General features: G+C 37.7%; 19 protein-coding genes and 1 pseudogene. 6 read left to right on the top strand and 14 right to left on the bottom strand.

The window, feature by feature from the left end; all coding sequences use genetic code 11:
• Window positions 1–123 precede the first annotated feature (123 nt).
• The gene (locus tag HMPREF0766_RS06380) at window positions 124–1,278 is read right to left on the bottom strand and encodes a hypothetical protein (protein WP_236590520.1); all 1,155 of its coding nucleotides are present in this window, start codon (window positions 1,276–1,278) and stop codon (window positions 124–126) included.
• A 63-nt stretch (window positions 1,279–1,341) separates the two neighbouring features.
• Window positions 1,342–1,692: a DUF4377 domain-containing protein gene (locus HMPREF0766_RS06375; protein WP_002994719.1), complete on the bottom strand. Its 351-nt coding sequence runs from the start codon at window positions 1,690–1,692 to the stop codon at window positions 1,342–1,344.
• A gap of 201 nt (window positions 1,693–1,893) precedes the next feature.
• On the opposite strand from HMPREF0766_RS06375, the gene HMPREF0766_RS06370 reads away from it, so the two are divergent.
• Window positions 1,894–2,202: a hypothetical protein gene (locus tag HMPREF0766_RS06370; RefSeq protein WP_002994717.1), complete on the top strand. Its 309-nt coding sequence runs from the start codon at window positions 1,894–1,896 to the stop codon at window positions 2,200–2,202.
• A 91-nt stretch (window positions 2,203–2,293) separates the two neighbouring features.
• Here the strand turns inward: HMPREF0766_RS06370 and HMPREF0766_RS06365 are convergent, their stop codons facing one another.
• The 7 genes and pseudogenes from HMPREF0766_RS06365 to HMPREF0766_RS06340 form a co-directional block, all read right to left on the bottom strand.
• Complete coding sequence (locus HMPREF0766_RS06365) at window positions 2,294–3,790, bottom strand: glycoside hydrolase (RefSeq protein ID WP_037459646.1); 1,497 nt, start codon at window positions 3,788–3,790, stop codon at window positions 2,294–2,296.
• Between the two features lie 561 nt (window positions 3,791–4,351).
• Window positions 4,352–4,846, bottom strand: a complete 495-nt coding sequence (locus HMPREF0766_RS06360) for a GDYXXLXY domain-containing protein (RefSeq protein ID WP_002994714.1) — start codon at window positions 4,844–4,846, stop codon at window positions 4,352–4,354.
• Window positions 4,833–5,912 (bottom strand): annotated as a pseudogene (locus HMPREF0766_RS22505) (DUF4401 domain-containing protein). Before HMPREF0766_RS22505 ends, HMPREF0766_RS06360 begins: the two are co-directional and overlap by 14 nt.
• Window positions 5,902–6,858 carry a DUF2157 domain-containing protein gene (locus HMPREF0766_RS06350; RefSeq protein ID WP_002994711.1) on the bottom strand — a complete coding sequence of 319 codons (957 nt, stop codon included), beginning with the start codon at window positions 6,856–6,858 and terminating at the stop codon, window positions 5,902–5,904. Before HMPREF0766_RS06350 ends, HMPREF0766_RS22505 begins: the two are co-directional and overlap by 11 nt.
• Before the next feature lie 199 nt (window positions 6,859–7,057).
• Window positions 7,058–7,609, bottom strand: coding sequence for an alpha/beta fold hydrolase (locus HMPREF0766_RS21825; RefSeq protein WP_002994710.1), 552 nt, complete (start codon window positions 7,607–7,609; stop codon window positions 7,058–7,060).
• 21 nt (window positions 7,610–7,630) lie between these two features.
• Window positions 7,631–8,029, bottom strand: coding sequence for an alpha/beta fold hydrolase (locus HMPREF0766_RS21820; protein WP_002994709.1), 399 nt, complete (start codon window positions 8,027–8,029; stop codon window positions 7,631–7,633).
• Window positions 8,030–8,375: 346 nt separating this feature from the next.
• Window positions 8,376–8,876, bottom strand: a complete 501-nt coding sequence (locus tag HMPREF0766_RS06340) for a GNAT family N-acetyltransferase (RefSeq protein ID WP_282645197.1) — start codon at window positions 8,874–8,876, stop codon at window positions 8,376–8,378.
• 339 nt (window positions 8,877–9,215) lie between these two features.
• Here HMPREF0766_RS06340 and HMPREF0766_RS06335 point away from each other — a divergent pair, with 339 nt between their 5' ends.
• The 3 genes from HMPREF0766_RS06335 to HMPREF0766_RS06325 all read left to right on the top strand — a co-directional run bounded on the left by HMPREF0766_RS06335 (window position 9,216) and on the right by HMPREF0766_RS06325 (window position 11,396).
• Entirely contained in the window at window positions 9,216–9,566 is a 351-nt protein-coding gene (locus HMPREF0766_RS06335) for a hypothetical protein (RefSeq protein ID WP_002994707.1), read from the top strand.
• A gap of 100 nt (window positions 9,567–9,666) precedes the next feature.
• Window positions 9,667–10,371 carry a class I SAM-dependent methyltransferase gene (locus HMPREF0766_RS06330; RefSeq protein WP_002994706.1) on the top strand — a complete coding sequence of 235 codons (705 nt, stop codon included), beginning with the start codon at window positions 9,667–9,669 and terminating at the stop codon, window positions 10,369–10,371.
• 68 nt (window positions 10,372–10,439) lie between these two features.
• Window positions 10,440–11,396 (top strand): DUF4377 domain-containing protein, encoded by a 957-nt coding sequence (locus HMPREF0766_RS06325; RefSeq protein WP_002994705.1) that lies wholly within the window; start codon window positions 10,440–10,442, stop codon window positions 11,394–11,396.
• A gap of 92 nt (window positions 11,397–11,488) precedes the next feature.
• Here the strand turns inward: HMPREF0766_RS06325 and lysA are convergent, their stop codons facing one another.
• The 4 genes from lysA to serC form a co-directional block, all read right to left on the bottom strand.
• Entirely contained in the window at window positions 11,489–12,649 is a 1,161-nt protein-coding gene (lysA, locus tag HMPREF0766_RS06320) for a diaminopimelate decarboxylase (RefSeq protein WP_002994704.1), read from the bottom strand.
• Window positions 12,650–12,656: 7 nt separating this feature from the next.
• A complete protein-coding gene (locus HMPREF0766_RS06315) occupies window positions 12,657–13,970 on the bottom strand; it encodes an aspartate kinase (protein ID WP_002994702.1) in 1,314 nt (437 codons plus the stop codon).
• Window positions 13,971–14,098: 128 nt separating this feature from the next.
• Window positions 14,099–15,046, bottom strand: coding sequence for a D-2-hydroxyacid dehydrogenase (locus HMPREF0766_RS06310; protein WP_002994701.1), 948 nt, complete (start codon window positions 15,044–15,046; stop codon window positions 14,099–14,101).
• Between the two features lie 97 nt (window positions 15,047–15,143).
• Entirely contained in the window at window positions 15,144–16,211 is a 1,068-nt protein-coding gene (serC, locus tag HMPREF0766_RS06305) for a 3-phosphoserine/phosphohydroxythreonine transaminase (RefSeq protein WP_002994700.1), read from the bottom strand.
• A gap of 325 nt (window positions 16,212–16,536) precedes the next feature.
• Here serC and HMPREF0766_RS06300 point away from each other — a divergent pair, with 325 nt between their 5' ends.
• Window positions 16,537–17,514: a 2-hydroxyacid dehydrogenase gene (locus HMPREF0766_RS06300; RefSeq protein WP_037459643.1), complete on the top strand. Its 978-nt coding sequence runs from the start codon at window positions 16,537–16,539 to the stop codon at window positions 17,512–17,514.
• A 63-nt stretch (window positions 17,515–17,577) separates the two neighbouring features.
• On the top strand, window positions 17,578–18,165 hold the full coding sequence (locus tag HMPREF0766_RS06295; RefSeq protein ID WP_002994698.1) for a YceI family protein: 588 nt from the start codon (window positions 17,578–17,580) through the stop codon (window positions 18,163–18,165).
• Between the two features lie 99 nt (window positions 18,166–18,264).
• Here the strand turns inward: HMPREF0766_RS06295 and fabV are convergent, their stop codons facing one another.
• Window positions 18,265–19,467 carry an enoyl-ACP reductase FabV gene (gene fabV, locus HMPREF0766_RS06290; RefSeq protein WP_002994697.1) on the bottom strand — a complete coding sequence of 401 codons (1,203 nt, stop codon included), beginning with the start codon at window positions 19,465–19,467 and terminating at the stop codon, window positions 18,265–18,267.
• Window positions 19,468–19,555 lie beyond the last annotated feature (88 nt).

Raw genomic sequence — 19,555 nt, 5'->3', positions numbered from 1 at the left:
AGCATTCCACCATTATATGCTAACCCTCTAAAATTATAAAAAATATAGCTATTAATAAAGCTGTATCAGGTCTAAAAACACTTATCTTTTAACTTCTAACTGTCGGAAATATTAGTGATTTATTCAATTTGTTTTATTGGGTCTTGTATATACTTCTAAATACGGATTAGAAAAATCATATCCGCTGTAAACGCCCGAAACATTTATGCTCTTACCTGATTTGACACCCCGATATACAGCTTTGTACTTTAATTCAACAGTATGCTGTACTATCCATAAATCATATGAAAACCAAGAATATGCCGGTATTACAATCTCCATCGGGTAGGTAGTAACAATGGTACGATAAGGCTTTGGACCATAATTCATCTTTATTTTTTCCTTCTTTCCAAAAGAATTCATGCCAGCAGAAGAGCTTACTCTGGGCAAATCAGTTTCTAATTCAACATTTTTGTTTTTTTTAAAACTTATTCCATCAAATGTCTCCTGAATTGAAAATTCACTTTTTAGTGTATCTCTCAGCAACACATTTTCCCTGAATTCTGTAGATCTGGTGTTTACCCTCAAACCATAATCAATTCGGGTTATTCTTGAATTGGTGATCTTTCCACCTGTTGTATCCAGCTGTATACTCTCCAATATAAACTCCTCATTGGGAACAAATACAAAATTCAGATATTGTATAAAGTCCCTTTTCCCCATAAACAATCTACCATACTCTGCTCTTATACTATAATTAAATGGCTTTGGTTTTCCATCTATCACAACTGTACCCGATACATCCCGACTGTCTAAATAGTAAGCTGTTCTTTCTGGATTTAAAACCGGAATCCATGAAAAACCAAATGAAGAAGGTCTGCCGGATCGTTGGGTAAACGGAAAATACTGGTCCGGACTTTTGGCATATGCTCCGACACCTATTGCTGTATTTTCTTTTACTGAGTAGAGCATATAAGGATTATCAGAAGATGGAGGAGAAAACTTAAAATAAAACAACTGCGAGTCGTCATCAGGCGCTATGGGTTCCAGAAGCAGATTTTTTCCTTTACCATAGCTCTGTAAAACTAAGTTATCATATGCTTTTATATAAAACTGCAGACCATCCAACTGATAAAGAATATCATATACACTCTTTACTACAGTATCTTTTTTGACAACCGGAAATTTTGTAGAATCGAGTTCCAATAGTATGCCTCTCTCTTCCGGATTATCAGGGGGTTTTATATCCTGCCTGGAACAGGAAAGTAGCAGGCTTGTATTCAGTAATATAAATATCATCAACTTTATATAATAGATGGATGGTTTCATTTTTGTATCAACTTAGGAGAGCTTTTATAACGATCAATTAACCTTTGTTTTGGAAATAACTTTTATAAGTTCAAATTCTGTGTCACCTGAATCCATAGGTGGATTTGCTAACTTTGTAGCTTTTACCAGAATTCTATACTCATATCCGAGTTCGTAACTAAATCCGGGAATTTCACTTTTAGCTAAATAATAAGTATTATTATTTTTAGCCTCAGTTACTATCAGACAATCGGATACTTTAACACCATATGAGGGTTCACATGTTGTATATTTAGATGCAACAATCATTTCCACCTGCCTTACGACATCCCGTTCTTCTTTCATACAAGCCATACTCAGCAACACCACACCGAACAATGACAATAATTTAACTCTAAAATTCATAATAACATGTTTTATATTAACAAAAGATATAAATATAAAATCAAATTTACAAAACAAAAATAATAAAGAAATCAAAAACTAAATAAACGACAATATTTTTCAACAAAAAAAAGCTCATTTTAGCTATTAGACCCGTTTTCGTTCATGTAAAAACAGAAAAGCTAAGTTGATTGTTATTAATAAACAACAATCAATATAAATATGGAAACCAGACACAATTACGAAACGGCAGATGTCGCATTAGCGAAACTACAGCAGATGGGATACAATATAGATTACAATATAGAATTCGATGAAATATATAGCAATACAGAAGAATACCAGATCGATTATCTTTACCGGTATGAAGGTTCGTCAAATCCTGATGATGAGTCCACTGTGTATGGTATTTCTAACCCAACCAATGGAAAAAAAGGAGTATTTGTAGTCGGCAATTTATCTCTGATAGAAGGTAAAAAACGTGATATCATTCTTAATCTGGAACTGAAATATAAAAACAAAAGCACCTGATGACATATCTGTTATCAGATGCAGCCCTACTAAAAGACATAAAGCTCAGTTCCTTTCCAGAAACTGAGCTTTATGTCTAAATATTCCTTACCTAATTCTTAATTCCTGTATACGTCGTTATACTTTTTGCCGGCAAAGTTACTGACAACTCCCCTGAAGCATCTGCATTTACGACAGTTCCCGCAGGCCAGTGACCAGCACTTGAATCTGTAGTCTGATAATTCTGGAGACTACTTACTCCAAAGCCCTGAAGTTTGATTTTACAATTAGCAGCAGTAGTACCGCTATTAATTACTACACATGTAAATTTGCCTGAAACAGGATCTTTATATGCAGATACCATAATATTACTTCCGCCAGTTGAGGTTGCTTTAAATCTATAGTATCCGGCATTAATAAACCGTGAATAGTGCCCCATCACATCGTATGTCTTCGGAAAATCAAGCGTTCCGTCACTGTTGGTACAGATCAGTGATTCATTGTTTCGGATAGCCAGCATACCTAACCAGTACACATATGAATTTACATTACATTCAGCCAAAAATTTATGCATATTTTTAGCCAGTTTGAGTCCTCCTGTCATGGTATTATCATAGACGCCACTATCGTCAGAGGCTTCTGTCACCCAGACCGGTTTATTTCCGGTAGCGTAATTCCAGATTTGTGGATTTTGGTTCAGACCGCGTTGTCCGAAAATCAAATCCCCAATTTCCACATAACCATGCCCTGCAAGTATATCTACTTTACTCTTATCCATAGAAGACAGGAAACTATTTGCGGTACCCCATGCTGCATTTTCTGAAGAAATGATCTTGACACTTTGTAACCCTTCACGATTCAGGGCCGGTCTTAGATTATTGGTTATAAACTCACCCAGATTTTTTGGTTTCCAATAGGAAGCATCCCAATCTGAAAATACATTTTCCGGCTCATTGCTCGGAGAAATCCCGTAAAAATCGATTCCTGCCTCTTTATAAGCTTTCGTAAATCCGGCCAGATAATTTGCAAATGTAGTCGACGAAGTATTAAAGTTTAAACCATTAAAAAACTTACCGCTTATACTGTTAGGATTCGTTTTCATATACAAAGGCGGTGTCCAGGTACTTGCAAAGATAATCGGAACCTGATGGCGCTGTTTTGCAGTTTTCAGAATCCACAACTGTCCCAGATGTTCTTTCTGATCTTCCGTAAGAGATTGGTATTGTGTGCTGTTCACATCAATATTGATATCCACACCGGCCGGCTGAATCGTTACAACTTTAGTTTGCTGATTAAACGGATAGGTGTGCAGCACCTTCCCTCTCAGCATATTCAGATGTAAGCCGGTATTCCCCCACAAATATTCCATTATACTATCTCTTTTACCCGATTCAAAAAACGGAGTAATTCTTCCTCCGAAAGCACCGAATCCCTCAATTTTCTGGTAAGTCTGATTCCAGTCCAGCACCACATCCACCACTCCGTTTGTCTGAGCAAGAGCATTCTGATTCAAAAGTTTATCATTTACCAGATCCTTTTTTTCGCAACTACCCAGGACCGACATCGCAAACGCTAAGCCGAGGGCAATCTTTAATTTTTGTGTTTTCATAATTTTGTAATTTCGTGTTTGTTATTTATCTAACCATTTCTGTTATTTTACTTTTTCGAACGATCAAAATTCACACTGCTCTGTTACCTGACAAAATCTATTGGTTATGTTATAATGATTATACAGAGCTAAACTAAAAGAAATGAACATTCGAAAATTGAATAATTAACTCATTATGATTGAACTATTTAATCTTTATTTAAGGAGTAAGCATAAGATATGCTTCAGCAGCTTTAGAGGCTGTCAAATTGGATTGATAATTATGAAATTTAAAACTTGCTGTCGCGAAAACAGGCTTGTAGCAGGTGTATGTTTGAATAAAAGAACTTAAAAAAATGCCTACTGAACAATTAGCTCAACAACTATTGAACTATTTACCAATGCTATAAAAGAGATTTTAATAAAGAGAAGGGATAAGTATCTAATAATAATGATCTTCAGACTAAAAAGATGGCACACGGATCTGCCAAGAATTAGCTAACCAAGTGGCTCTGACAGATTCTATAGTCCTGAGCGAGATAGTCTGACGATATGTATATCCTGTTCGTATAGGAATTACTGTTACTTTATTTCTTTATGCCCCTGATCATATAAACCCACTAACAGACTATTACCGTTTTTATCGATCCTTAATGCCCCGTATTTTGCGCGTTCATATTTTTCAGCATGCCCTTCCTGAAAGAAAAAAGATTCCGCTCCGATATTGATAATCCATTCATTCGGCGATGTATACTTAATCAGATATTCACCTTTATCTAACGGACTGGGATCCCGTTGAAAACGAACCTTCTTCCCTACTCCATGCCCATCAATTTTTATAACACAATATCCCCTTCTTGATAATTTTTCGGTTTCCGTATCTATATCCCTCGAAATAGCATAACGCAGGTTCATATAATCCCCCTGCATAAGTGAACGCGGATCGACGGGTGCCAGCTCTAATAAAACCAACTGACCTTCATCCAATATTTCTTCTTTCGCTCGGATCGAATATGTAAAATACCCCAGCAACAGAAGCAGATTAAAGAGTATGATAAACCACTTATACTTTTTCATGTTTAGTCAGGCTTTTACGGGTAAATAAATAGAGTGCCAGAAATAGAATTCCTAATGAGATCAGCAATATGGATTTAGTCAGTAATGTAAAATTGAGATCGTAGTAATACTGAGAAATAAAATAAATAAAAGCGATCACTCCGGCAATCAGTCCTGTCTTATAATTCACATAAAAGCTCAGAAGGATAATCAATATTGCTCCTGATATTGCAGGCGACCATACTGTAGGTAATAAAACCAGTATACTAAGAATACAAATTACAGTTCTTTGGATGACACCTGCAACATGCAATATATCCGATAACTTCAACATCAAATACCCTATTGCCAAAAAGATCAGCACAGCGGAAACCCATATATATTCCGGAGAAAGAGCGATCATTCCCTTCTTACCCAAAAAGATCAGCAGCACCAAAAATGAAAAGATCAGTCCGGCTCTTACAGGTTTATAAAGTCGGGATAATACTTTAGTGCTCGTAATGATCTTCGCTTCATTCAGCATAGTATAGCTGACCAACACAGTTAGTACAGCGATCTGAATATGAATCATATTCTAGGCATCATTAGTCAGGATCAGGCCGAATATACAACCATTTAGGATCAGAATGGATATAAAGGAAAGGATATAGTTATGTACAATCATCAGGGAACAGGAAGCTATAAGAATAAAGATCAAAAGGATACTGCTATCTTCCATTTTAAACTTATTAAAGCCCATTGTCATAAGCACAAATCCAATGATGTAAAACAATACCGTCACAGTATCCAGAATAATTTTATCACTTTTTTTATTCACCAACACGGCTATTACAATACAAACAAAACCCAGTATAACAAGACCAATACCGGAGTCATACAGTCCGCTGATAAGTAAAAAACCAACAAAAGCCAGGCTGGCCAGCAGACCTCCAAATATGGAAAGAATCTTGATAGCCAGCGATTCGCTATATCCGCTTTTCTGATAAGAAGCTGCAATAGCTTCCTCATCGCAGACAAATGATTCTTTATTTTCTCTTTTACTTCGGATATAATCCAATACCTCTATGATCTGCTCTTTATTTTTCATTTGTCCATTTCTTTTGAAGATCTATCAATTTTCTAATAACAAGTGTTACACTGATCACAATAAAACAACTCACAGTCAGAAACATCATTTCTCCATCCGAAATACGGATGAGCAGGCCTGATATAATGACAATAAGACTAAAGGGAATCAGGGAAAGATAAAATCCGCTTTTGGTCTTTAAGCCGTAGCGGATACCAAAAAAATAAGCAGCAGCTGTCAGGATCAGAAGTAAGGGGAAAGTATGCTGTACCTCATCAAATATCCAGAAAATAACACCTGCAGTAGCAAATGTCGCAGCACCTAATGCCACTACATTTGAAAACCATTGCGGAACTGACACATTATTAATATAACGGGATTGCAGAATGGAAATCAATAGAGCAGCGCCATTCACCATAAACAATAGCGTACATACAAAAACTCCGCTCCAATCCTCTGCCACCTGATCGGCATACATCAGGAAAGTCGTATTGATCAGAATAAGATACAGCAACCAAAGCGGCGCATAATTGGAAACAAGTACCCACAGGGTAATAAAGACTGTCCAGGCCAGAAAAAAGTCATAAGCATCCGCTCCGGTCTGATAAATCTGACCAAATACAGCAAATAATACACCGACCAGTACGGCAGCTCCGGTGAGGATGATATTTCGTACAGAAATATGGATTCCGGGAATTAGCACCAGTACCGTTGTCACAATAATCAATCCCTCTGCCAGACCGATCTTTACAAACTTGTGCAGATCAGCCCAGTTATAAGCAAAAAAGAACACAATCCCGGCAACTGTAAAACCGATGCCAAGTACTATAAAAAACAAACGCAGAAACTTTTCCCAGGCGCTTCTGTCATTGAATATATCTTCTTTCAACAGTTCAGTTATTTCCTGCTCAGTCAGATTGCTGTGTCTGCTTATAATATAAATATCTTCCCGTTCTATTTTATTCATTACATGAATTTTAAAACTGTAAATAATCCTAATTAACGACTACTTATTAATCCGTTCTACATTCTTTATTTAACTCACAAACAGATCACTAATACACACTCTAACTCATTCATTTAATTTTTTTGCTATTTAAAGAGTGAAAAAATATCAACCCTTAACGATGAAATTGTTATTGAAACAGATGAAGTGACAGATTGGGCTAATGTTCCTGATTATTGTCATTCTTGAAAATTTCAGCAATAATTATTTTTTGAACTTGTTCTGCCTCATCAACTAATACAGAATGCCCCGCATTTTTAAAAGTATATATGTTCTTTTTAGGTGCTTTTAATATATTATAGTAATCCCTGGCAATATTGCAGTTTGTCTGTAAGTCTTTTTCTCCCAAAAAGAAATATACAGGGCATTTGATCGTTGGTAATTCTACGAGAAGATTATGTTTCATTACTTCATTCCACGTTGGCATCCAGACTTTCGACCAATCTTCCATATATTGCTTCAGGAGCGGCAGGTCTTTTTCTGCAACTGGGTGACCATCGTAGCTTAACATCCATTTTCTTGAATAGTACATATCTTCGTAACTGTTGAATGGAATTTTGACGATATTCAGTTCTTTCAGAGCTTCTGGGTTAGCTTTCTCTTTAGCATCCAGTTTTAAGTTTTCCAACAGGATCTGTTCACTTTTTGTTTGGTTGACCACTGGACTGAACGCGAGATAGGCATTTAAAAGTTCAGGATGTTTTTCAGCCATCTTGAAGCCTAAAACAGTTCCTCAGGATTCACCAACGAGATACAATTTCTTCTGGTTGAATCTTTTTAAAAGTAATTTGATCAATTCAAATGTATCATTTACCATTAAGTCCAGCGTTATCGGCACTAACGATTTATTCAACGCCTCGGTTCTGCCCGCACCTCGCTGATCCCACTGAACGACCATAAAATGTTTTTGAAGCATGTTGGAAAAAACTTCAGCCTGCTTCATCCTTGAGCTTCCGGGGCCACCATGTAAGAAAAGAATAACAGGTGCATCTTTACTTCCGCTATAGGAAACAACCTGTTTAATATTACCAATGGAAAGTGTATCATAAATAGCCGGGGATTGTGCATGTACATTATGAATCAGCCATATCATCATTATCAGCAGACTAAACATTTTAATTTCCTTGATCATATATTCTTTATTTTAATCATTCATAGCTTAGAAGCAAATTACGAAACAATATCGGAAGTTTCAAAGCAACTACTACAAGAAAGGCTATCACGATGTCGCAGAGACATCCGGTAGAAAGGCGATAAAGAAGCTGGAGGATTAAGTTAGGCACATGCATTAATTAAATGGAAAAATCCTTGCTTACAGTACGTATTATCAGCATTGCTAAGATAGAGACAGACATTATTCATCTGATTCAAAGTTATGAGAAATGCTTTCCGATTTAGCTGTACAGGCGCAGGCCTTACTTATGGGTTGGGCTTTCACAAGCTCTATTAAGAAACAACAGATCAATAAAAGGGATAAGCTATAATGGCTGATTCAGGTACAGGTAATAAATCAGTTCATTTTTCTGTTGCAAAGCCTCCTCTATATCCGAAGCTCTCTTCATGCCTAATTTTTCTAAAAGACGAATAGACTTAAGATTGCTGTTTTTGGTAATTCCCAATACTTTGTTCTGTATACGATTCTCCCGTATATAGATCAACAATCTGCTTGCGGCCTCGAATGCATATCCTTTCTTTTCAAACTCAGGCAACAATGCAAATCCAATATCGGCATCTTCGAGATAAGTTCGCTTGACAAGTGAAACGACGCCTACAGGAAGTTCTCCGGCAGTTAATGAAACCACCCAGTATTGAATATCAGGTGTTTCGATTATTCGCTTTACATAGGTTTCAGCCTCATCTATACTATTGACATTTCTGTCACCAATGTTCTCTTTCCACTGATCCGTATTGACCAGCCTCAACATAAATTCAGCGTGAATCATGTCTAACCTGTGTAAGTTTAACCTCTCCGTTTTCATATTTAGACCTTTAACTCTTGTCATTGGCGAATTTAACAATTACATTGATAAATCAATACCACTACTGAACCTACTGTATCCGGCCATTTATTATATATATGGATTGGCAGCTAACCCTTTTTTCCTGTTTATTTAAATGCTATATTTAATACCAACTATCAATACTATTTTATAAAATCTACTTATAATACCTATGGCAGACTCCCTAACTTATCTGTCCAAACATTTTAGAGATGTACACTTCGGGGCAACTGGACATGTGTCAATCTGAAGGATACACTTCTAAATATAAACTGGCTACACGCAACTAATCCTGTTTATAGCCTCAATACCATAGCTATGCTGGTTTTTCATATTAACTATTATGTGGTCGCTATCACAGATGTTCTTACCGGCAAGCCGCTCACCTCTCAGGATAAATTTAGTTTTGATCTCAAACCTATCACTAGTGAAGAAGAATGGCAGCTCCTCATTCACAAAACGCTTCAGGACGCTGAACACTTAGCTGTTCTGATTGAAAATCTAAATCCTTCGTATTTAGATCTGGAGTTTACGGATCCCAAATACGGAACATATTACCGCAATCTGCTGGGTGTTATCGAACATACACATTATCACCTCGGGCAGATCAGTATCTTGAAAAAAATAATTACAGAAACAAAGATCAGAGAAAAAGATCAGCACACATAACATGACATTAAAATTGCGATTTAATCCTGTAGTACATAAATACGGAGCATATTATATGAACAATAAAAGTTAAATTTGATCATACAAAGAGTAAAATAATATGTCAAAAATATATACCGAAGAAGAACTGAAAGAGATCGCTCATCAACTGGCGAATCCGAATGGAGAATTTGGACTTGTCATCGCTGATAATATGAATGAAAACAATATCGGCATGACACTGGAGACCATCAAAAATATTGGGTTAAACGATAATGATCAACTTCTCGAATTAGGGCATGGCAACTGCGGACACCTCCAACTAATATTGCAACAAGCCAGGTCTATCCACTATAGTGGTCTGGAAATATCTTCTACAATGCATCAGCAGGCCAGCGCAGACCATAGGGCTGAAGTCGCAAAGCGGCAGGCAACTTTTCGTTTATACGACGGATTGCATATCCCTTTTCAGGATGAGCTGTTTGATAAGATAATGTCAGTCAACACCCTTTATTTCTGGGAAGATATCCCCGCCTTGTTAGCGGAGATCAGACGAGTTCTAAAACCGGATGGCTGTGTTGCCATTACATTTGCAGACCGGGCTTTTATGGAGACTTTGCCTTTTACAAAATTCGGATTCAATCTGTTTGATCTGGATAAATTCAAGACAGCAATTGCAGAAAGCTCCTTTATTATGAAAAGTGCTTTGAAAAGAGCTGAATATGTAAACAGTAAAACGGGAGATCCGGTTTTGAGGGAATACTGGATCGCGATATTGTCCCCTGAAAATGAACATACTAAAACCGAAAAGCTCTTAACACCGTAATAATATTTAACAGTAATGCTAAACCATTTTTCAATATATTTGTCCATTATAGAAATAATATTAGTTTTATGAAAAAAATCACGCCTCTTCTGATGTGTTTCTTTATGGTCACATCTGCGATCACTGCACTGGCTCAGAGCAAGACCTTTAGCATGGAGATCAAAGAAAACAGAGTTGATTGTAGTGGAGTAGGACGTATGAAATGTTATCTGGTAAAGTATCATAACAGCAAAGACTGGGAATATTTCTACACATCCCTTGATAATTTTGACTATACCGAAGGATACCGTTACAAGGTAAGGGTAAAACGTACCAAATTAAGCAATGTCCCTGCAGATGCTTCATCTTATAAATATGAAGTGGTAAAAGTAATCAGTAAGAAAAAAATCAAAGATTCAAATGATCAGAGTGAAGAGATCACTATGACCGTCAAAGAGAATCGGGTAGATTGCACAGGCGTGGGACGCATGAAATGCTATATGGTCAAATATGACAACAGTAAGGACTGGGAGTATTTTTATTCCGGTTTCCAGCACTTCAATTACGAAGAAGGATACCGCTATAAATTACTGGTAAAGCGTTCTAAACTGAAAAATGTTCCGGCGGATGCTTCAGCATATACATACGATGTAATCAAAATACTGAGCAAAAAGAAAATAAGCAATGTCAAAGAAGAAAATACGGCACTCGCTTTTCTGGGAAAACACAGCTGGAAACTTCTGTCCCTGCGCGGAAAGATGCAGGAGAACAGTGGCGCATTTATGAATTTCGATATAGATAAGAACAGTGTAAGCGGCAATTCCAGCTGTAATAATTATTTCGGAACTGTACGCTTCAATGGAAATAAAATCACATTTACCAATGTAGGAAGCACACAGAAAGCATGTCTTAATGATAATATTGAAAGAGAATTTTTTGATTTGTTATCGCTGAACGGTCTGACTTATGATATCGCAGAACAGACTTTTAATCTATACCATGAGCAAAAGCTTATTGCCATATTTGGCATGACCCAAAAGAATTAATCCCGTAGTTTAACGGAATAAAGAAAGCCGCCCTGAGATCCAGGACGGCTTTCTTTGTTAATGATTTTAAAGACAAGTCTGTCTTATATAGTTTATACGATTTCGTCGGAATATACATACCGTATTTCTTCCCGAAGATTGTAATGTGAAGACATTACTTCTCCGTAAGCACCGGCTGTTCGTATCGCAATCAGATCTCCTCTTTTGCTTACAGGCAACGGAACTTCCTTACCGAAACAATCTGAACTCTCACAGATTGGCCCTACGACATCATAGTTGATCTCCTCCTGATCGGACTCTCCTACTCTTTCGATCTTATGATACGCCTGGTATAGTGCCGGACGCATCAGTTCTGTCATACCTGCATCAAGAATAAGAAAATTTTTCTTGATGCCACTCTTTGTATACAAGACACGACTTAGCAGACTGCCACATTGTGCGACTAATGCCCGCCCTAATTCAAAATGAACTTCCTGATGAGAATTACGCTCTAAAAATCTGTCAAAAATATCAAAGTAAGCCTCAAAATCTGTTACAGGATTACCATCAGGATCTTTATAATCGACACCCAGTCCGCCACCAACATTTAATACCTTGATCGTAGTACCTCTCTCCTCAAACCAGTTCTTCCATTCATTGACCTTCACACAAAGGCTTTTAAATACATTCAGATCTACGATCTGCGAACCGATATGAAAGTGTAATCCAACCAGATTAAGATGTTTTGACTCCCTTAATATAGCAGCAGATTTTTCAAGCTCAGAATTAGGGATACCAAATTTATTTTCATCCAGTCCAGTTGTGATATAATGATGTGTCTGTGCATCCACATTGGGATTTATTCGCAGGGATACATTTGCGATCTGTCCTGTCTCCCCTGCCAAAGCATTGATGACCTCCATCTCTTCAATTGATTCTACATTGAACGCAAATATCTCATGTGCCAATGCATAACGAATCTCTTTATCCGATTTACCGACACCGGCAAATGTAATCTTATCAGCTTTAAAGCCCGTTTCAATAGATTTTTTCACCTCATTACCACTTACACAATCTGCTCCAAAACCTTTGGCCTGAATAAGCTGAAGAATACGGTCATTGAAATTAGCTTTTAAGGCATAATGTACGTGAAATCCTCTTTTTTCTGCCGCTGCAGAACACGCATCCAGTGTGCGCTCCAGCAAACTCATATCATAGTAATAAAATGGCGTCTCCTGATGCTCAAAAGAAGCCAGCTGTTTCGTACTGAACATATGGAAATTAAAATAAACGGTTGTGTAATGAACGTAATGCCTCAGTTTTGTATTCGGAATCCATCAGAATCGAAACGTTATAGTCCGAACCACCATAGGAAATCATACGAATAGGAAGATGCTTTACAGCATCCAGTACACGTGCTGCATATCCATGTGTATTCTGACCAAAGTCACCAACCACACATACAATAGTCTGATTTTCATCTGCGGATACCGTTCCGAAATCTTCTACTTCTTTAATAATATCTGCCAGATGCGTTGTATCGTCAATAGAAAGAGACACAGCTACCTCCGATGTGGTAATCATATCTATAGGAGTCTTGTATCTTTCAAATATCTCAAATACTTTACGCAAGAAACCATATGCCAGCAACATTCTGGATGAATGAATATGAATTGCTGTGATATTATCTTTTGCTGCAATAGCGCGGATAATACCTTTCTGTGCACCATCTTTACTGATCAGTGTACCGGCAGCTTTAGGATCCATCGTATTCAATACACGCACAGGTACATTATATTTCTGAGCAGGAAATACAGATTGCGGATGTAAGATCTTTGCTCCGAAATAGGCAAGCTCTGCAGCTTCATTAAAACTCAGGTGAGCTATAGGCGTGGTATTTTTCACAACGCGTGGATCATTGTTGTGCATACCGTCTATATCGGTCCATATCTGTACTTCATCCGCCTGAATAGCAGCACCAATCAGCGATGCAGTGTAGTCAGATCCTCCTCTGCGCAGGTTATCGATCTCACCGAACGAGTTGCGACAAATGAATCCCTGCGTAATAAACAGCGTATTATCCGGATATTTAGCAAGTAATGCATTTAATTTTTCACCGATATAACTGACCATAGGTTCGTTATCTTCATCGATTTTCATAAAATCTAATGCCGGCAACAACACTGAAGGTACACCGATCTCATTCAGGTGAAAGTGAAACAAAGCAGTAGAGATCAGTTCTCCCTGAGCCAGTACCACTTTTTCCTCTATCGGCGTAAAGTGCTCGTTAGAAAGAGAACCAATAAAATCAAAATGATAATCAATAAGATCTTTACCGTTTTTGTATCCCTGATCTGTTGTGAAAAGTTCCTTAATCAGTGACTCATACTTATCCTTATGCTGCTTGATCAGTTGCTTGGCCTCGTCCTTCTTACCTACCAGATAAGCCTGACTGATTTCGACTAAAGCATTTGTTGTTCCTGCGACAGCAGACAACACTACGATCTGACGTTCAGAAGGGTTTACAATATCTAACAACCCTTTGATACGTGCAGCACTTCCGACAGATGTGCCTCCAAATTTTAGAATTTTCATATTTAAAAAAAATGTATAAAACAGTTTTATGTTTTGCGTGGTGAATATACAAAAAAGTAATGCTATTAAACAAAAACGGCACAAAGTGTAAACTTACGCTTTGTGCCGTAAATTATGATTTACAACAATTACTTCTTCAGCTGTTGAATAATTAAATTAGCAAGTTCTTCACCTATGCGTTCCTGAGCCTCATTTGTAGCCGCTCCGATGTGCGGTGTCAATGAGATTTTTGCATGCTGAAGGATTCCCGCACGCGGAGTTGGTTCATCATCAAAAACATCCAGTGCAGCAAAAGAAACTTTTCCTGAATCCAGCGCTTCAATTAATGCAAGTTCATCAATCACACCACCACGAGATGCATTGACTAACGCCACTCCGTCTTTCAATAATGCAAACTCTTCTTTGCCGATTACAGGTTTGTCTGTAAATGGAACATGTAATGAAATAAAATCAGAAACACTGAAAAGTTCCTGCAGACCGACTTGTTTCACCGGTACCTCTACCTTGACACCTCCTGAGAGTGAAAGCTCCAGAGAAGCCGGACCGTCATACAGATCAGAAAAAACAACATCCATACCAAGTCCTAAAGCAATTTTAGCTGTTTCACGCCCTATACGTCCAAAGCCTACTATACCAATTGTCTTACCGCGTAACTCAATACCTTTAGCGTATGCTTTTTTAAGACCTGCAAAATTTGTTGATCCCTCCACAGGCATTTTACGATTGGCATCGAATAAGAAACGTACACCGTTAAGAAGGTGTGCGAATACTAATTCGGCAACAGAAAGGGATGATGCAGCTGGTGTATTGATGACAGCTATACCTTTACTGCGGGCATAATCCACATCAATATTATCCATTCCGACACCACCTCTGCCAATTACCTTGATATTCGGGCAGGCATCAATAAGGGCTTGTCTTACTTTAGTAGCACTACGTACAGTAATTGCATCGTAGTTATTTAGCTTTGTAACCAGTTCCTCTTGCGGAATATGATTTGTATCTACCTCAAATCCGGCATCTTCCAATAATTTTTTTCCGATTGGATCGATTCCGTCATTTGCTAATATTTTCATCAGTACTAATTTATTTTATAAAGTGGTGGAGCCATCCTCTGTTTTCGTTGCACCATGTGGTCCGAAAAATCGGGATGATTTCATCCGTAATCTTATTTTATTTATACTTTTCTTCAAACTCCTGCATAGTGTCTACCAATGCATTTACAGAGGAAATACTCAATGCATTATAGATAGAAGCACGGAAACCTCCTACAGAACGGTGACCTTTCAGTCCGATATGACCACGTTCTTTAGCTAAATCCAGAAATGCACCTTCCAGTTCAGGGTTATTCATAACGAAAGTAACATTCATTCGGGAACGATCTTCTACTTCTGCTGTACCTTTAAACAGCGAATTGCGGTCAATCTCATCGTACAATGTACGCGCTTTCACAATATTTTCCTGTTCAATAACAGATATACCACCTTTAGCTTTCAACCAACGCAGATTGAGCATAGACACATATATAGAATATACGGGAGGTGTATTGTACATAGATCCGCCTTTGATATGACTGTCATAATCAAAGATACTTGGAAGTGTACGTCCTGTTTTACCTAGAAGTTCATCTTTTACGATAACCAGCGTAACACCGGCAGGTCCCATATTCTTTTGAGCTCCTGCATAGATCAGACCATAGTCAGCAACATTGATCTCCCGGCTTAAAATATCAGAAGACATATCAGCGACTACCGGTACAGCTGATTGAGGGATATCGAATACCTCTGTACCGTAGATCGTATTATTAGTAGTATAATGGAAATAAGCAGCATCCGAAGGTACAGTGATGTTCTTCGGGATATAGGTATAGTTGCGATCACTTGAAGAAGCTACCACCTCTACCTGTCCTATCTTCTTTGCTTCTTTAGCAGCTTTGGTTGCCCATACACCTGTATCGAAATAAGCAGCTTTTCCACCTTCAGGAAGAAGGTTTAACGGCACCATCGCAAACTGTGTACTTGCACCACCCTGCAGAAATAAAATTGAATACCCTTGTGGCACATTCAACAATTCACGAACTAAACGCTCCGTCTCCGAGATTACAGCTTCAAAATCTTTGGAACGGTGCGAAATTTCTAAAATTGATAATCCTGTGTTATTGAAATCGATAACAGCCTGTGCAGCTTCTTGAAAAACCTCCTTTGGCAAAATACATGGCCCTGCTCCAAAATTGTGTTTCATGGATATAAAATTTTAATTGATGATTTTGTAATGGTAGACAATCGTTTGCCTAATCCATTGCAAAGGTAGAATTATTTTTACAAATTTTTCATACATATTACACTTTTATTAAAAACGATTTAAGACATTTCCGCTATTGATATGAAATTACTACGTTTTTAACCCAATTGAATACAAATTATCACGAAGCAATATTGGTTTTTGTACTCTACTAAAAATCACCAGATTACAGCTCATAAACATCATACATTTATCATGATTTCTCTTACAGATACTATTTAGTCTAAATAATTCATAAATTCACAGCTTTAAAATGAAAGACATAATGAAAGTATACATATCCAGAAATGTACCACAGGAAGGATTAAATTATTTGACCGAACATGGTCTGACCTACACTGTAAATATGGAAAATAAAAAACTGACGCAAGAAGAAGTGATAATAGAATGTCAGTCTGCAGATCTTTTATTAAATGTAGGCGGAGTACCTCTGGATCAACATTTTTTTGATAATTGTGCTCATCTTAAAGGTATAGCACTGGCTAGCGTGGGCTATGATCATGTGGATATGGATGCCGCCAGCAAAGCCGGGATTCCCGTAAGCAACACACCGGATGTGCTCAGTGGAGCCACGGCAGATGTTGCATTCTTATTAATGCTGGCTGTGTCCAGAAAAGCTTTCTACAGAGCAAATGAAATCAGAGAAGGAAAGTGGAATGATTTTGAGTTTACAAAAGACCTAGGAATAGAACTTAACGGAAAGACATTAGGTATATATGGATTAGGCCGGATTGGCCTTGAGCTTGCGCGTAAAGCACAGGCTGCATATGGCATGAAGGTTATCTATCACAATCGCCATCCCAATGAAACTGCAAAGCGAGTGCTGAATGCCGAATATGTCAACTTTGATGAGCTCCTGACGCGAAGTGATGTGCTGTCTGTACATGCCAATCTCAGTCCGGAGACACAATATCGCTTTAATAAGGAAACATTTGCCAGAATGAAAAATTCGGCCATTCTGATCAATACCGGTCGTGGCAAAATCGTTCATGAACAAGATCTCTATACTGCTCTGGTAAACGGAGATATATGGGGAGCCGGATTAGACGTCACAGATCCTGAACCCATGAAGGCAGACAGTCCCTTACTTACGCTTCCCTCTGTATGCGTACTGCCACATATCGGATCAGCTACCATCGAAACGCGTACAAATATGATAAAAATGGCTGCAAATAATTTGATAGCAGCCTCTAAATCAAATCATATGCCCCAGATAGTTAACGTGGAAGTTTACAAAGCATAAAAGAAAAAATTACCTGTTCAATGAAATAACCCTTAATATCTATATAAAAAAACAGCCATTCAAATGAAATCAAAAATCTTCTCAATCTTACTATTAACTGTCATCAACAGTTTTTCTATTCTGACTTATGCTCAAAAAACAGAAACCTATCGCGTAGACGGATCAAAATCTTCTATTTTGTGGAAAGGTGATAAAGTTAGCGGCTCCCATACGGGAACAGTAGATCTGACTACAGGAACACTCGATTTTACCGGAAAAAAACTTACTGGGGGCGGTTTTGTGATCAATATGGCCAGCATTAAAGATGCCGACAAAAGTGCCGGACTTGAAAAACACCTGAAAGCAGACGATTTCTTTGGTGTAGAAAAATTCCCGACCGCCCATTTTATTATTAAAAAAGTGGAAGGTAGTGGCAATAATGTGAATATTACAGGTAATCTGACACTTAAAGGTGTTACACAATCCATCAGCTTTCCGGCAACTATCACCTGGAATAGCGATAAAACAATCAGTGCTACTGCTGATAAAATCACCGTGGACAGAACAAAATTTGGCATTCAATATAAATCAAAATCCATCTTCTCAGATATAGGTGATAAGTTTATTTATGATGAATTCACCTTATCAGTAAAGCTGCTTGCAAAAAAGTAACCCCATGACCGGAGTCGCAGCCAAAACAAAAATATCCCCGTTATTAGACGGGGATATTTTTATAACCTTAATATAAGGCCGGTCTGCAAAACAAACGGATTAATTATTTGCTAAACTAGGTACATTTACAACCTCATTTGTGTCCGCTTCATAGTCAATACCGTCAACATTGAAACCAAACAAATTAAAGAATTCATCACGATATCCTTTGATATCACTGATTTCGCTAAGATTCTCTGTAGTGACCTGATCCCATAATTTAGCTACTTCTTCCTGTACATCTTCACGCATTTCCAGATCATCGATGCGGATACGTCCTTTATCATCTGTAGGAATGGTACTGTCTAAGTATAATCTTTCTGCAAACAAACGCTGGATTTGTTCGATCGTACCTTCGTGAATTCCTTTTTCTTTCATCACTTTATATAACAATGAAATATAAAGAGGAACTACCGGAATCGCAGAGCTGGATTGTGTAACCAATGCTTTATTAACCGAGACATAAGAAATACCGTGCAAATCTTTCAACAAATCGTTGATGACAGGCACTGTAGCTTCCAAATCGTCTTTAGCTTTTCCGATTGTACCGTTTCTATAGATAGGATACGTCAATTTAGGGCCAATATAAGAATAAGCGACTGTCTTCACTCCTTCTGCCAATACTCCGGCAGCTTTCAGATCTTCAATCCAGAATTTCCAGTCTTCACCTCCCATTACAGCTACAGTATTCGCTATATCTTCCTCATTCTCTATAGGCTGAATAGAAATATCAGAAACTACACCTGTATGAAAATCTACAGTTTTATCTGTAAACGGCTGGTTGATAGGTTTCAATACAGAAGCATAACTAACACCATTTTTAGGATTAGTACGACGCGGAGATGCTAAAGAATACACAACCAGATCAACCTGTCCCAGATCTCTCTTAATAAGGTCAATTACCTCTTTTTTGACTTCATCAGAGAATGCATCGCCATTGATACTTTTCGCATACAATCCGGCTTCTTTAGCTTCATTTTCAAAAGCAGCAGAATTGTACCAGCCTGCAGTACCCGGCTTACCTTCTGTAGCAGGTTTTTCAAAGAAAACGCCAATAGTAGCCGCTCCCGAACCGAAGGCAGCTGTAATACGGGATGCTATACCGAAGCCTGTAGAAGCACCTATTACTAATACTTTCTTAGGACCATCTGTGATAGTACCTTTCGATTTCACATATTCAATTTGATTTTTAATGTTTTGGGCAGCTCCTTGCGGATGCGAAGTCAAACATATAAATCCTCTCGTTCTTGGTTGTATGATCATGCGCTAACTTTTTACAGTTTTAATTTTGATATATGGTACAAAATAAACAATTTTCAATTTAAAAAAGAGATTTATTCTTACAATAAAT

This window comes from Sphingobacterium spiritivorum ATCC 33861 (genome assembly GCF_000143765.1).
Lineage (GTDB): Bacteria > Bacteroidota > Bacteroidia > Sphingobacteriales > Sphingobacteriaceae > Sphingobacterium > Sphingobacterium spiritivorum.
Note: the sequence above shows the minus strand (reverse complement) of the source record. Positions and strands in the feature narration are given on the sequence as shown.